The organism is Kitasatospora sp. NPDC091276, from assembly GCF_040684355.1.
Classification (GTDB): domain Bacteria; phylum Actinomycetota; class Actinomycetes; order Streptomycetales; family Streptomycetaceae; genus Kitasatospora.
The window spans coordinates 37078-51534 of the sequence record NZ_JBFBFU010000046.1 but is presented as its reverse complement, the minus strand read 5'-3'; the positions used below and the strand labels follow the sequence as shown (position 1 = coordinate 51534).

10 protein-coding genes are annotated in these 14457 nt (G+C 73.8%); 4 read left to right on the top strand and 6 right to left on the bottom strand.

Annotated elements, in window-relative coordinates; all coding sequences use genetic code 11:
* The first annotated feature begins 283 nt into the window (after nt 1-283).
* Nucleotides 284-1378, top strand: a complete 1095-nt coding sequence (locus AB0O19_RS35545; protein WP_363625568.1) for an alpha/beta hydrolase — start codon at nt 284-286, stop codon at nt 1376-1378.
* Here AB0O19_RS35545 and AB0O19_RS35540 read toward each other — a convergent pair.
* The 6 genes from AB0O19_RS35540 to AB0O19_RS35515 form a co-directional block, all read right to left on the bottom strand.
* Nucleotides 1368-2705: an FAD-dependent oxidoreductase gene (locus AB0O19_RS35540; protein WP_363625566.1), complete on the bottom strand. Its 1338-nt coding sequence runs from the start codon at nt 2703-2705 to the stop codon at nt 1368-1370. The two genes, AB0O19_RS35545 and AB0O19_RS35540, sit on opposite strands and share 11 nt — an antisense overlap.
* Nucleotides 2702-3493 (bottom strand): ATP-binding cassette domain-containing protein, encoded by a 792-nt coding sequence (locus AB0O19_RS35535; RefSeq protein ID WP_363625564.1) that lies wholly within the window; start codon nt 3491-3493, stop codon nt 2702-2704. The genes AB0O19_RS35540 and AB0O19_RS35535 overlap by 4 nt, the downstream gene beginning before the upstream one ends.
* The gene (locus AB0O19_RS35530; protein ID WP_363625570.1) at nt 3490-5412 is read right to left on the bottom strand and encodes a dipeptide/oligopeptide/nickel ABC transporter permease/ATP-binding protein; all 1923 of its coding nucleotides are present in this window, start codon (nt 5410-5412) and stop codon (nt 3490-3492) included. Before AB0O19_RS35530 ends, AB0O19_RS35535 begins: the two co-directional genes overlap by 4 nt.
* Nucleotides 5413-5419: 7 nt before the next feature.
* Nucleotides 5420-6382, bottom strand: coding sequence for an ABC transporter permease (locus AB0O19_RS35525; RefSeq protein WP_363625562.1), 963 nt, complete (start codon nt 6380-6382; stop codon nt 5420-5422).
* A gap of 74 nt (nt 6383-6456) precedes the next feature.
* Entirely contained in the window at nt 6457-8052 is a 1596-nt protein-coding gene (locus tag AB0O19_RS35520; RefSeq protein WP_363625560.1) for an ABC transporter substrate-binding protein, read from the bottom strand.
* Between the two features lie 87 nt (nt 8053-8139).
* A complete protein-coding gene (locus tag AB0O19_RS35515) occupies nt 8140-9174 on the bottom strand; it encodes a beta-ketoacyl-ACP synthase 3 (protein ID WP_363625558.1) in 1035 nt (344 codons plus the stop codon).
* A 353-nt stretch (nt 9175-9527) separates the two neighbouring features.
* Between AB0O19_RS35515 and AB0O19_RS35510 the strand changes: the two genes are divergently transcribed.
* From AB0O19_RS35510 to AB0O19_RS35500, 3 genes are all read left to right on the top strand, one after another.
* Nucleotides 9528-11228, top strand: a complete 1701-nt coding sequence (locus AB0O19_RS35510) for a DUF885 domain-containing protein (RefSeq protein ID WP_363625556.1) — start codon at nt 9528-9530, stop codon at nt 11226-11228.
* A 309-nt stretch (nt 11229-11537) separates the two neighbouring features.
* The gene (locus tag AB0O19_RS35505; RefSeq protein WP_363625554.1) at nt 11538-11879 is read left to right on the top strand and encodes a DUF5132 domain-containing protein; all 342 of its coding nucleotides are present in this window, start codon (nt 11538-11540) and stop codon (nt 11877-11879) included.
* Nucleotides 11880-12067: 188 nt separating this feature from the next.
* On the top strand, nt 12068-14362 hold the full coding sequence (locus AB0O19_RS35500) for an ATP-binding cassette domain-containing protein (protein WP_363625552.1): 2295 nt from the start codon (nt 12068-12070) through the stop codon (nt 14360-14362).
* Nucleotides 14363-14457 lie beyond the last annotated feature (95 nt).

Sequence of the window (14457 nt, the reverse complement as noted above, 5' to 3'; positions counted from 1 at the left end):
CTGCAGGGGGGACCCTGTGGGAGAGTAGGACGCCGCCGAACAATCATTCACAGAGAACCCCCATCCGGGAAACCGGATGGGGGTTCTTTGCATTTGTGGAGATGTGGCCTGGTGGCCGGCTCCTCTCCGATGGGCAGCGATACGGCGGCGGGGCGCGCGGTGGGTGGGGCGCCGGGCGGGCAGGGCCTGCTGTGTCGAATGCGTGTTCGTGGGGGCGCGTCGGGGTGGGTGGATGGGGGAAGAACAGGGGGAGAGGTCGCCTCTCGGATGCCGTGGAGGACCGATGCGCCGGAACGGACGGGTGGCGGATGCCCTGCTCGCGTCGCTGAGCCGGGACTGGGCGGGAGTGCCGGTCGCGGTGCTGGTGGTGGGTGTGGGGGTCGGGCTGGTCGGGGGCGGTGCGGGATGGCTGGTGGCGCTCGGGTGCTTAGTGGTGACTGTGGGTGTGGTGCTGGCGGTCGGCGCGGTGCGGCATCTGGTGCTGGTCGGCCGGGGCGCGGGGGCGGGCGGGGCGCCGGGGCGGCTGGTGGGGGTGGGCGGACGCCGGATGCACGTCCTCGCCGAGGGGGTTGCCGGGGATGGGCCGACGGTGGTCTGGATGCCGGGTGGGCACGCGCCGGGCGAGGAGTTCGGGCAGTTGCACGCGATGATGGCGGCCCGGACCCGCTCGGTGCTGGTCGACCGGTTCGGCTCGGGCTGGAGTGACGTCGGGCCCTTCCCGAGGACGACGGCGGCCGAGGCGGAGGAGCTGGTGGCCGCGCTGGAGGCGGCGGGGGAGCGGGCCCCGTACGTGTTCGTCGGCCATTCCTTCGGCGGGCTGCTGGTCGCGAATGCCGCCAGGCGGCGGCCGGACGTGGTGGCCGGACTCGTGCTGCTGGATCCGACGCCCCTGGAGGTCATCGCCTTCGCGCCGCCCAATCGGCTGGTCGCGGGCATGCGCCGGGAGTTCCTGCTGACGGCGGTGCGGCACCTGTTCGGTGTTCACCGGGGCCGGGGCCGGGGCCGGGACAGTCGGACCGGCCAGTACTGCGCCGCCGCGTCGATCTTCGCGGAGCTCTCGCCCGTCGGCCTGGCGGAGGTGGGCTGGGAGACCGTGGTCTACGACGGGGACCTCGGCGACCTGCCGCTGGTGCTGGTCATACCCCGCGACCTCACGGGAGGGGAGACGGTGCTGGCCGCCGCCGGGGACGCCGCCGAGACCGAGCGGACGGCCCGCTTCTACCTCGGGGCCCGAACCCGCTACCTGGCGGCGTCGACCGCGTCCCGGGTGGTGCACACGCCGACGGGAACCGGCCATGACTTCCCGACCGAGGAGCCCGGGTTCGTGGTCGGGGTGGTCTCGGATCTGGTGAGCGAACTGCGCACCCTCAGCCCATGACCGTGCGGGCGGAGCCGGTCCGGACCGGGCGGCGGCGGGAGAACGCGCCCAGGTCCACGACGTTGCCGGTGTGCTCGCAGCGGTAGCGGACCGGGTCGCCGTCATGGTCGTGGCCGGCCTCGACCAGGTCGATCAGGGATGCGAGGTAGCGGCCCACCAGCGGTGCGTTCTTGAACTGGTTGCCGCTCGTGCCCATGGCGACGTAGTAGCCGTCGAGGGCGGTGCGGTCGTAGATCGGGGTCCAGTCGTCGGCGACGTCGTACACGCCCGCGACGCCGACGGGCCGGCTGGGGACCGTGATCCCGGGGAAGCGGCGGGCCGCGCGGGTTACCTGGGTCCGGAAGCGGTGGGCGGTGGGGCGCGGGTCGGCTTCGTCCGGGTCGTCGATCCACTCCGGTGGGTCGCAGGCCGGCTGGGTGCCGCCGATGAGCAGGCGGCCCCCGGCGGCCGGGCGCAGGTAGGTGCCGAGGTCGAGGTCGGCGACGACCGGAACCGGCCCGGGGCGGGCGCTGGGGCCGCTGGTGAGGCGGGTGGTGGAGCTGTCGGGCGCGGCGATCTGGTGGACCTCCTCGCGCAGGGGGCGTACACCGATGGTGAAGTCGCTGCCGACACCCGCCAGCCGGTTGAGGCCTCCCGACCACGGGCCGGCGGCGTTGACCACGACCGGCGCGGCGATCCGGGCCCCGTCGGCCAGATGGAGGCCTGCCACGCGGTCCGCGTGCCGGTCGACGGCCACCACGGTGCGGTGGAACAGGAAGCGCGCACCCAGCTCGCCCGCCGCGTCGGCGAGATTCTGGGCCGCGAGCTGCGGGTCGTCGACGAACCCGGCGTCCGGGGTGAACAGGGCACCGAGCTCACCGGCCGGGCCGTCGAAGAAGGCGTCGTCGTCCACGGGCTTCGGCGGCCAGTACCGCCCGGCGTCGATCCCGGGCAGGCGCCCGCGCAGGGTCGCGGTGTCCCACCGTTCGTACGGGACGCCGGCCAGGTCGAACAGGGCCGCGGTGTCGGCGGGTTCGGGGAAGGGCGCGTCGAGCAGCACGGCGCCGGTGCGGCGGAAGGCCGCGAGCGGGCGGCGGTCGGTGGTGAGCCCGAGGTGCTCGGGCCAGGACGCCCACAGGTGGAGGGACTCCCAGGCCGTGGCGACGCCGTCGAAGGTGGAGTAGTTGAACCGGACGATCGCGCTGGACGCGCCGGTCGATCCGTGGCCGGCCGCGCCGGCCTTGTCCACCACGACCACCTGCCGTCCGGTGCGGGCGAGTTCGAGGGCGACGGCGGTGCCGATCACCCCGGCCCCGACCACCACCGCGTCGGGTCGGTCGACGGTCATCGGGACCTCCGGGAGGGCGGTGGGCCGGACAGGCGGGGGACGGCGGCGAGGAGCTCGCGCGTGTAGGGGTGCTGCGGGTCGCGCAGGAGGGCGTCGGTGGGGCCCGTTTCGACGATCCGGCCGCGCTGCATCACCGCCACCGTATCGGAGACGTAGCAGACCGCGGGCAGGTTGTGGCCGATGAACAGCATGGACAGGCCGAGCCGTTGCCGGAGTTCGCGGATCGTGTTGAGGACGGACGCCTGTACCGAGACGTCGAGTGCCGAGGTGATCTCGTCGGCGATCAGGAGTCCGGGTCCGACGGCCAGGGCACGGGCGACGGCGACCCGTTGGCGCTGGCCGCCGGACAGCTGCCGGGGCAGGCGGCCGGCGAGCCGGGGGTCCAGTCCGACGAGGTCGAGCAGCGCGGCGACGCGCTCGGTACGGGCGTGCCGGTCGAGCCACTGGAAGACGGTGGCGGCCTCGACGAGGGTCTGGCGGACGGTCATCCGGGGGTCGAGCGCGGTGTCCGGGTCCTGGAGGACGATCTGGACCAGGCGGCCGAGCCGGCGCCGGGCACGGACGGTACGGACCCGGACGTCCTGGCCGTCGACGAGGACCCGGCCCCCGTGCACGGGGGCGAGTCCGACGATCGCGCGGGCCAGGGTCGACTTCCCCGAGCCGGACTCGCCGACGAGCCCGAGCGTGGTGCCGGCCGGGACCTCCAGTGAGACGCGGTCCACGGCGGTGACGGGGCCGCGCGGGCCGTGGTGGCGGACGGTGAGGTCGCAGAGCCGCAGGCTGGTCATGACGGGTCCGCCTCCACCTGATGTTCCGTAGGTTCCGTCGCCCGGTCCGTCTCTGCCGGCGCCGGAGGGGGGTACCAGCAGGCGACCCGCTGGAGCGCGTCGACGTCGTCCAGCTGCGGAGCCTCCCGGGCGCAGCGGTCCTGCCGGTACGGGCAGCGGGGCTCGAACGGGCAGCCCGGGGTGAGGGCGATCGGGTCGGGCGGCGCGCCCGCCACGGTGGGCAGCGGCCGGTCGCGGTCCGCGGTGAGGTCCGGCACCGAGGCGACCAGGGCCCGGGTGTAGGGGTGCCGGGCGGCGGTGGCGAGCCGGTCGGCGGGGAGGGTCTCGACGACGGAGCCCGCGTACATCACCAGGACGCGTTCGCAGAATCCGCTCACGAGCGCGATGTCGTGGCTGATGAACAGGACGGCGGCGGAGGTGTCCCGCCGCAGGTCGGAGAGCAGTTCGGTGATCTGCCGCTGCACGGTGGTGTCGAGGGCGGTCGTCGGTTCGTCGGCGATGATCAGGCCGGGCCGCATCATCAGGCCGGCGGCGATCATCACGCGCTGGCGCTGGCCGCCGGAGAGCTGGTGGGGGCGTGACCGCAGCAGGGCGGGGGACAGGGCCACCCGTTGCAGGGCGTCCGCGGCATCGCGCAGGGCCTGGGTGCGGCTCGTGCCGAGATGGGTGCGGGGCGCCTCGGTGAGCTGGGTGGCGATCCGGAGTGACGGGTTGAGTGCCGTGGCCGGGTTCTGGAAGACCATCGCCAGGCCGGTCGCGAGGTGCTGGTCGCGCTGCTTCGGCGTCATGGCGTCCAGGTCGGCGCCGAGCAGCCGGAGGGTGCGGTGGGATACCCGGGCGCGCTCGGGGAGCAGGTCGGCGATCGCGAGCGCGGTGAGCGACTTGCCGGAGCCGGACTCGCCGACGAGTCCGACGATCTCGCCCGGCCGCAGGGAGAGGCTCACGCCGCGGACCGGCCGGATCACGCCTTCCGGGGTGGGGAGTTCGACGCTCAGCTCCTCGACCTGGAGGACGAGGCCGTCCTCGTCGGGCCCGCTCGGCCCGCTCGGTGCACTCGGCGCGATCCGCCGCCGGGGCGTACGGTCCGCACGGTCCGCCGGGCTGCGCCGGGCGGCGCCTCCGGCCAGGACCTCGCCGAGCAGTTGGAACGTCACCGCCGCGTAGAGGATGGCCAGGCCGGGGGCGAGGGCGGGCAGCGGCTGTGCGTAGATCCGGTCGAGCCCCTGGTTGAGCAGTTGCCCCCAGTCGTAGCCGGGCGGTTGGACGCCCAGGCCGAGGAAGCTCAGCCCGGAGAGCGCGACCAGGGAGGTGCCCGCCGCCGTGGTCGCGCTCAGCAGCAGCGGTTCGGCGATGTTGGGCAGGACGTGCCGCCACAGCAGCCGGTGCCGGCGCAGGCCGAGGACCCGGGCGGAGGCCAGGTGGTCGGTGCCCGCGACGGCGGCGGCGAGGGTCTGGGCGAGCCGGGCGAAGCCGGGTACACCGGCGACGGCGAGGGCGAGCATCGCCCCGGCCGCGCCCGCGCCGAACACGACCGCGAGGAAGAGCGCGACCAGGAGCGCGGGGAAGGCGAGCAGGAGGTTGATCAGTGCCGCGAGCAGGCGGCGGGCGCGGGGGCCGACGACGGCGGTGGACGCGCCGAGGAGGATGCCCGCGCTCGCGCCGATCGCGGTCGCGGCCAGCGCGAGCAGCAGGGAGGGCCGGGTGGCGGTCAGGACCCGGGCGAGCAGGTCCCGTCCGAGGTTGTCGGTGCCGAAGGGGTGGGCAGTGGAGGGGCCTTGGAGCACCGCCGAGGGGTCGGGCAGGTCGGCTGCCGCGCCCCAGACGAGCGGGCCCGCCAGCGCGAGCACGACCAGAGAGGCCAGCATGGCGGTGGCGGCCCAGGCCATGGGCGAGCGGAGGTACCTGGTGGGAAGGGGCATCGGCACCTCAGCTCTCCCGGATCGTCGAGCGCGGGTCGAGCAGCGCCAGCAGCACGTCGACCAGGAGGGCGGCGAGCAGGACGGTCGTGCCGAGGATCAGGACCATCGCCTGGATCACCGGGTAGTCCTGCGAGCTCACGGACTGCGCCAGGGCCGAACCGATGCCGGGCCAGGCGAAGACCTTTTCCACCAGCACGGTGCCGGCGATCAGGGCGGGCAGCAGGCCTCCGGCGACGGTGAGCGCGGCGGTGGCCATGTTCGGCGCCGCGTGCCGCAGGTAGCGGCGTGCCGGGGACAGCCGCTTCCCCCGGGCGGTGCGCAGGTAGTCCTCGGACAGCACCTTCAGCGCCTCCACCCGGACGATGCGCACCAGGACGGCGGTGGGTGCCACGGAGAGCGCGAGGACCGGCAGGACGAAGGACCCGGCGCCCGCGGTGCCGGCCACCGGCAGCAGTTGGAGGCCGACGGCCAGCAGCGCGGTGAGCCCGGCGGCCAGGACGAAGTCGGGGATTCCGGCCAGGCCGGCGGTGAGCGTGGTGAACGCCAGTTCGCTGCGCGGGTGCCGGCCGTCCCGGGTGCGGACGGCGGCGAGCAGGCCGCCGGGCAGGGCGACGGCGAGGGTGACGAGGAAGGCCAGGCCGGCGATCTCCAGGGTGGCCGGCAGCCGGGTGCGGACGAGCTCCGCGACCGGTGTCGAGGTGACCAGCGAGGTGCCGAGGTCGCCGTGCACGAGGCCGTCGACATAGTGCCGGTACTGGGCCAGGAAGGGTTCGTCGAGCCCGAGTTGGTGCCGGCGTGCGGCCACCAGGGCGGGGGAGGCGTCGACGCCGAGCGCCGCGCGGACCGGGTCTCCGGGCACCAGGCGGATCATCGCGAACGACGCGGTGAGCACGACCCCGAGCGAGAGGAGCAGCCGGACGGTGCGCCGGCCGAGGAACGCCGTCCACGGGTGCCGCAGGAGGCGGGGCATGAGGTGCCGCGGCAGATGCGGCAGATGCGGCAGAGGCGGCGAACGGCGGGGTACGGTCACGCGGGTTCCCCCGGTCATCGGTGCAGGCGGATGCTGGTGGGGACGAGCTGGCCGCCGAAGGTGGTGGCGAAGGTGGTACTGCGCCCGTACACGGTGCTCCGGCCGTCGGCGATCGGCAGGGCGTCGGCCGATCGGAAGAGGGCGGCGGCGGCCCGGTTCCAGGTGGCGCAGCCTTCGGTGTCCGGTTCCCGGAGGGCCTGGGCGACCAGGGCGTCGTATTCGGGGTTGGCCACGCCCGCGAAGTTGAGGCCCTGGGCGGGGGGCGGGCCGGAGAAGAAGGGGATGAAGCCGACGGGCAGGGCGAAGCCGGGGGAGGTGCCGACCACGACGTCGAAGTCGCCGGTCTGGTACATGGCGTTGACGAGCGCGGGCAGGCTCTCGGTGACCAGCTTGACGTCCGCGCCCAGCGCCGTCCAGGTCCGGGCCATCAGCTCGGCGACGGGTGCCAGCGTGGGGCCGAGGTCGGGGCTGGTGATCAGGCGCAGCCGGAGCGGCTTGCCGTCCTTGGTCAGCCGGCCGTCCGGGCCACGGGTCCAGCCGGCGGCGCGCAGTGCCTCGGTGGCGTCCTGCGCGGGCAGGTTGGCGGTGGCGAGGTCGGCGTGGCAGACGGCGCCCTCGGCGTCGAAGTCGGTGGCGGGCGTGCCGGTGCCGCCGACGGCGACGTTGGCGAGGCCCTGGCGGTCGAGCGCGGACACCAGGGCCCGGCGCAGGGCCGGTTCGGCCAGCGGCCGGCCGGGGCGCTGGTTGAAGAAGGTCATCCCGACGACGGTCGCCACGTCGGTGGTGGACAGGCCGTGGCCGGTGAGCCGGGTGCGGTCCGGCCCGTTCACGTCCGCGATGTCGACGCCCCCGGTGAGCAGCAGGTTCGCGGTGGTGGAGGCCTGGGGCACCACCGAGATGACGAGGCGGGCCGGCAGGCCGGGCTCCGCGGTGGTCGCGCCGGCCGGGCCCCAGGTGTAGCCCTCTCGGACGGTGAACTCGTACGGCCCGCCCGGGGTGTAGTGGGTCAGCACGTACGGTCCGGTGCCCCGGGTGGAGCGGTCCAGCGTCCGGGGCCGGTCGAGGCCGGCGGGGCAGACGATCGGCAGCAGGCCGAGGGTGCGGGTGAGGAACGGGAAGGGGGTGGTGGTGGTCGCCGTCACGGTGCCGGTCGCGTCGTCGGCGCTCGCGGTGTACGGGACGCTGGGCAGGACGGTCTGGGCGCCGGCGAGCTGGTTGGCCGGGTCTCCGGCGTAGGTCAGCGCGCGGGCGACGGCCGTGGCGGTGAGGGGGGTGCCGTCGGAGCAGGTGATCCCCGGGCGGAGGGTGAAGACGGCCGTGGTGGTGGTGGCCTCCCAGGAGGAGGCCAGGCCGGAGACCAGGGTGGCGTCGGCGGAGACGTTGACCAGCGAGTCGTAGGCGTAGCGGGCCTGGGCGGCGCCGAAGGCCGTGTACGGGTCGAAGCTCGGCGTCTCGCTGGACGCGGCGATCCGGACGGTCCCGTGTTCGACGAGCGGGGTGCTCGTCGAGGGACGGGCCGCGCCCCCGCAGCCGGCCACCGTGACGGTCAGTGCGGCGGCCAGGACGGTGGCGGCGGCCGTCCGGACGGGCGGCGGGGTACGACGGGGCATGGCCGTCATGGTGCCACCGAGTTCTGCCAGTGGCGAGTCAACTCGCTTGCCCGGTAAGAGTGTTCGAATGTGGCACGGTGGTCGGGGTCAGGCGTGCCGGAGGCAGAGGGTGCCCCACTGGAAGCCCGCGCCGATCCCGGACAGGACGTAGGTGTCGCCCGGTCGCAGGCCGCCCGCGGCGACGGTGGAGTGGAGTGCGGTGAACAGGCCGGCCGATCCGGTGTTGCCGAGCCGGTCGACGGTGACGGGGACGCGGTCCTGAGGGACGCCCATGGTCTTCACGGTTTCGGTGAGGAGGTTCAGGTTGGCCTGGTGCAGGAAGAAGTGCCGGATCTCGTCGAGCGGCACGCCGGCCTGCCGGGCGGCGCTGGTGATGCTCTCGGGCAGGCGGGTGGTGGCGGTGTTCCAGACGGAGCGGCCGTCCATGCGCAGGTAGTGGGCGCCGGCGGCCAGGGTGGATGCGCTGGTGGGCAGCCGGGAGCCGCCGGCCGGGACCTGGACGTCGTAGGAGAGCTGGGAGCCCAGGTCGTAGGAGAGCAGGCCCGCGCCCGCGGTCTCGGAGCGGGTGAGCACGACGGCGGCCGCGGCGTCGCCGAAGAAGACGCCGGTGGTGCGGTCCGTGGGGTCGGTGATCCTGGAGGCGCAGTCGGCGGCGAGGACCAGGATGGTGGTGATGGAAGGGTTCTGGAGGAGGTGGGCGGCGATCAGCACGGCCTGGACGCCGGAGGCGCAGGCCGCCTGGGTGACGTCCAGGGACAGGGCCCGGTGGGCGCCCAGGGCGTCCTTGACGATCAGCGCGGTGGAGGGCAGGGGCTGGTCCCAGGTGTAGGTGGCGACGATCACCGCGTCCAACTGGGCGGGGGCGGTGCCCGCCGCGTCCAGGGCCTGGTGCGCGGCGTCGACGCACATGTCGGAGGTGGCCAGGTCCGGGGCCAGGCGGCGGCGTTCACGGATGCCGGTGCGGCTGGTGATCCATGCGTCGCTGGTGTCGAGGGAGCGGGTCAGCTGCTCGTTGGTGACGACGGTCGGGGGCAGGTGCACCCCGGTCCCCGCGACGGCGAACGGGGCGGGTAACCCCGCGCCGGTGTGGTGGTGCAGGGGCTTGTCCTGGGTGACGGTCATGCGACGGTGCTCCGCTCGGGCGCGATCAGGACCTCCGGGGCGGTGTGGCGGCGGCCGGAGGCGCAGGGGTCGCCGAGCACGCTACGTCGGGCGGTCCGGGGGGTGAGGGCGCCGTGATCCCGGGAACCGGCTGCGGCGCACGCACAGCCGACCCTCCCGGCGCGCCGACCGGGGACAAGTAAGCTCATCAGAACATCCGTGCGCACGGTGACATCCCGGGGCTCCGGTTGATGCGGTCGCCTTCCGCACGGGGCGGGGGCGAAACCCGCCGCCTCATCCGTTCGGGGGATACCGAGGCCGCTGTTTCGGGCGACCGGGCAGGGCGGCAGGCCCGGCACCGCCACACTGGCCGCATGAGCGCGAGGACGAACGAGCCGGGCCGGGCGACGAGCCATCTGGCGGACCGCTACTGGGAGTTCCTGCTGGAGCGCGATCCACTGCTGAGAGTCCGCCAGGGGCTCCCGGTCGAGACGCTCCCCGGAGCGTCGCCCGCCGAGGCCGAGGAGCGGGCGCGGTTCGCCGAGGAGGTGCTGGCCCGGGCGCGGACGCTCGACGGCGCGGAGCTGTCCGGTACCGATGCCGACACCGTCGGATTCCTCGCGGGGTTGGCCGAGCAGGAGGTGCGCGCCCACCGCTGCTACTGGCTGACGCCCGCGGCTACGCCGTACCGGCTGTTCCCGCTGTCGCAGTACGTCGACGTGGTCCTGCGGGGCCACCGGTTCGGCGAACCAGCGGACGCCGAACGGTACTTGGTGCTGGTACGCGAGCTGGCCCGGGTGGTCGGCTCGATCGGTGACAAGGCGGCGGGGCAGGCCGCGCGCGGCTTCCGGGTGCCCGCTCCGGCCCTGCCCGGGGTGCGCGCCACCCTCGCGGGCCTGCGGGCGTCGGTGGCGGAGCGCGTGGAGGTGGACGAGGCCCGGCTCGGTGAGTTGGGGCCGGCCGAGCGCGGACGGGTCCGGAGCGGCGTGCGGCGGCTGGTGGAAGCCGAGTTGCTGCCGGCCTTCGACGGCCTGCTCGCCGTCCTCGACGACCCGGACTACCTGCGCGAGGCGCCGCGGGCCGTCGGCTGGGCCCGGTACGAAGGCGGTGAGGGGGCGTACCGGGAGTTCGTCCGGATCCACAGCGGGGGCGACACGCCGCCCGAGCGGCTCCACGAGCTCGGCCGGGAGCAGTGCCGGGAGCTCGCCGAGCGGATGCGGGAGGCCCGAGCCGCCCTCGGATTCCACGGCCCGGAGGGGGAGTTCCACGAGCGGCTGCGCACCGAGCCCCGGCTCTACGCGCGGACTCCCGAGGAGGTCGAGGCCCGCTACCGCGGCTACCTCGACCGGCTCGCCCCGCTGCTGCCGCGCTGGTTCGCGGTGCTGCCGGCCGCGCCGTACGGACTGGCGCGGCTGGATCCGGCGCTGGAGGCGGGGATGACCTTCGGGTACTACGAGCTGCCCACTCCGGCCGCCCCGATCGGGCGCTACCGCTACAACGGTTCCGGTCTGGAAGGGCGCTCGCTGATCGGCGCGGCCTCCCTGATCCACCACGAGCTGGCCCCCGGGCACCACTTCCACCTCGCCCGGCAGGCCGAGAACCGCGTGCTGCCGCAACTGCGTCGTGAGGTGGCCGAGTTCGGCGCCTTCAACGAGGGCTGGGCCGAGTACGCGGCGGGCCTCGGCTGGGAGATGGGCCTCTACGACGACCCCTGGGACGCCTACGGGCGCCTTGCGCAGGAGCGATTCACCGCGCAGCGCCTCGTCGTGGACACCGGGCTCAACCTCGGGACGATGAGCCTGGAGCAGGCCCGGGACTTCATGCGCGCCAACTCCACCGAGGCGGACGGCCAGATCGCCTCGGACCTGCTGCGGTACTCGACGGACCTGCCCGGGCAGGCGCTGTCCTACCGTGCGGGCTACCTGGAGTTCGTTCGGTTGCGGGCCCGGGCGGAGGCCGAGAAGGGGGCCGGTTTCGAGGTGCGGACCTTCCACGAGGCCGTGCTGGGTGGTGGCGGGCTGCCGTTCCCCGTGTTGCGCCGACGGGTGGAACGAGGGGCCCAGGACGGGACCTGATAGTTAAATAGGATAATTGGCTTATTTGGTGAGTATGCATATTCCGACCCGTGGAGGCGGATTGGATTTAAAGCACTCGCACGGGTGAATTCCGCCAAGGACGTTTGCTCTCGGTGGACCTGGCTCGACTACGGTGACCAGGGAGCGGGCGGTGGACCCCAGAGGAATTTTCGGCCCAGCAGGGAATCCGGCACGGGAACGAAGAATTTCGGACATGGGTGCTTCCGTCCGCCCTGTTGTGTGTGCTCCGGAGTTCGCAGTGCCCCCGGGGTCCCCTGTCATCCGTCTGCGTGGAGAGGTTGGAGCATCATGCCGCCCGTAGTACCGCCCTTCCTGATCGGCCTCATCGTCGCGCCGCTGGCCAAGCGGCTCCTCAAGCCGCTGGTCCGTGGCGTCGTCAAGACGTCCGTCGGCATCGCCATGGAGGTGAAGAAGGCGGCCCATGAGGCCGGAGAGGGAATCCACGACCTCGCGGCCGAGGTGGCCGCCGACATGGTGGCCGCGCAGATCACCTCCGACGAGCACCACCGGGCCGCCGAGGGCCCCGTCCCGCACAAGGAGAAGACCGAGCCCGTCCACCGGGTCGAGCACGAGTCGAGGGCCCCGAAGATCCGCGCGACCGCGACCGTCGGCGCCGGCAAGACTCCCTGACGCTCCGCCCCGCGGACCGATCAGTCGCTCGGGCGCATGTTTCGACCGGTCTCGGAAGATGTGCCCGAGCAGCTACCACCGCCCTGTCGGCCGTATCGCTTTCCCCTTCAGACTTTCCATTTGCCGCGGTGCTCCGTCATGCCCAATGACGGTCCATCCGTGACCTCCGCAAACAGGTGATCGTACACATGCCATCTCTGCTGGCCGCAGCAGCCGGGAACCTTCCCGTGGATTCGGACGTGCGCCCGCGCTCGGTCATCCCGGGGCGCCAGCGCTGGGACGTCAAGCCGGTCCTCGGACGGCCCCGGACGGCCGAGATCCTCGCCGCCGCCCTGCGGCGCGTCCCCGGGATCACCGAGGCGCAGGCGAGTCCGGTCACCGGTGGGGTGCTCGTCCGGCACGACGCGCGGGTGCGCGCCGCGGACGTCGGCCGGATCGTCCGCAGGGCCGTCGCCCTGGTCGTGCAGGGGCCGACCGGGACGGTGAGTCCGGCGTCGGCGCGGCCCGCCGCACCGGCCCCGCGCCCGGACCGCGGCCTCGTCGTGCGACCGGTCCTCGCCGTCGGCGGCGGGGTGGCGGCCGGCGTCGCGCTGATCCGGGGGTCGGCGCTGAGCAGGCAACTGGTGGCACTCGGCGGGGTCGCGACCGCGACCGTGGCCGTCCTTCGGAAGGCCTGGCGCGGAACGGCCGACACGGCCGGCGAGCCGGCCGGGACCGGAACCGAACGCCACCCCCTGCTGGAGGTCGTCGGACCGCACCGGCGCCGGCTCTTCCGCGCCTCCGCGCTCTCGGTCGCCTGCCAGGTCGCGGAGATGGCGCTCGCCACCTTCCTCGGCTGGACCGCGCTGGTCCTCATCAAGGGCGAGGCCGCGCCGTTGGTCCGCATCGGTCTGACCACCGCGTCCGCCCAACTCTGGGGCCTGGCAGGGCTGGTGGCCGTCGCTTGTGCCGCCGTCGCGGGCCTCTCCTACTCCTCGAACCTCCAGTGGCGCCGACTCGGCCAGGACATCGAGCACGACTGGCGGAGCCGCACGTACGACCACGTCCAGCACCTCGAACTGCGGCACCTGGAAGGCGAACGGACCACCCGGATCGCCGGCGTGCTCACCGACGACGTCCGCCAGCTGGGCGCCTTCTTCACCACCTCGGCCAACGACGTGCTCCAGCTGGGCACCAGCCTGGCCATCCTGGTGCCGGTGTTCCTCCTGCTGGCACCGCAGATCGCCTGGATCGCGTTCCTGCCCATCCCGGTCATCGCCTGGCTGTCGCTCCGTTACCAGGAGAAGGTCACGGCCGACTACGCCGTCTCCGGTGAGGACCGGGCCAGGCTGCACAGCCAGCTGGTCAACAGCCTGGAGGCCGGCGCCACCGTCAAGAGCTTCTGCACCGAGGACTACGAGGCCGAGCGCATCGACCGGCTGAGCGCGGCGGCCCAGGAGAGCAACGAGCGGACCGACCGGAGCACGATCCGCCACGTCGAGACCGTCAGGGTCTGCACGACCAGCTCGATGGCCGGCACCCTGCTGATCGGCGGCCGGTCGGTGCTCGACGGCAGCCTGCCGTTCGAGGTGTTCAGCCCGCTGATCGGGCTGCCCCAGATGGTGCTGCTGCGGATGAACCGACTCGGCGGCATCGTCGACCAGTACCAGCGCACGCTCGCCGCCTACGACCGGGTCCACCACCTGCGGGCCCTGCCCGTCGAGGCCGAGGGCACCGGCGGACCGCTCGACACCGGGAAGGTGCGGGGCGAGATCGTCCTCGACGACGTGACCTTCGCCTACCCCGGCCGCCCGCCGGTGCTGGAGGACCTCTCGCTGACCATTCCCGCAGGCCAGGTCACCGCCCTCGTCGGTGCCACCGGCTCCGGCAAGACGACCGTCGCCAAGCTGCTGATGCGCTTCCAGGACGCGGAGTCCGGCGCCGTGCTGCTCGACGGGCGCGACGTGCGCGACCTGCCGCGCCGGGACCTGCGGGACGCGGTCGGGTTCGTCGCCCAGGACCCGTTCCTCTTCGACGGCAGCATCGCCGACAACATCCGCTACGGCAGCTTCGGCGCCTCGGACGAGGCCGTGGTCGAGGCGGCCATGATGGCCGAGGCGCACGCCTTCGTCGCGACGCTGCCGGACGGCTACGACACCCTGATCGGCGAACGCGGCGCCGCGCTCTCGGGCGGCCAGCGGCAGCGGATCGCCCTGGCGCGGGCGATCCTCAAGGACGCGCCGGTCGTGATCCTCGACGAGGCCACCTCCGCCGTGGACAACGAGACCGAGGCCGCCATCCAGCGCACGCTCCGGAGGTTCGCCGCCGAGCGGACCATGGTCGTGATCGCCCACCGGCTCTCCACCGTCCGCCACGCCGACCGGATCTACGTCATGGACAAGGGCGGCGTCGTGGCCGAACAGGGCACCCACGACGAACTCCTCGCCCAGCACGGACTCTACGCATCCCTCTGGCAGCTCCAGGCCGGCGAACTCGCCGCCTGACCGCAGCAGCCGCGCCACCCGAGCACCCACCGCGTGACGTCACCGCGATCGGTGTGCTCCGGCGCGCCCTGCGACCACGCCTGCCCACACTTTCG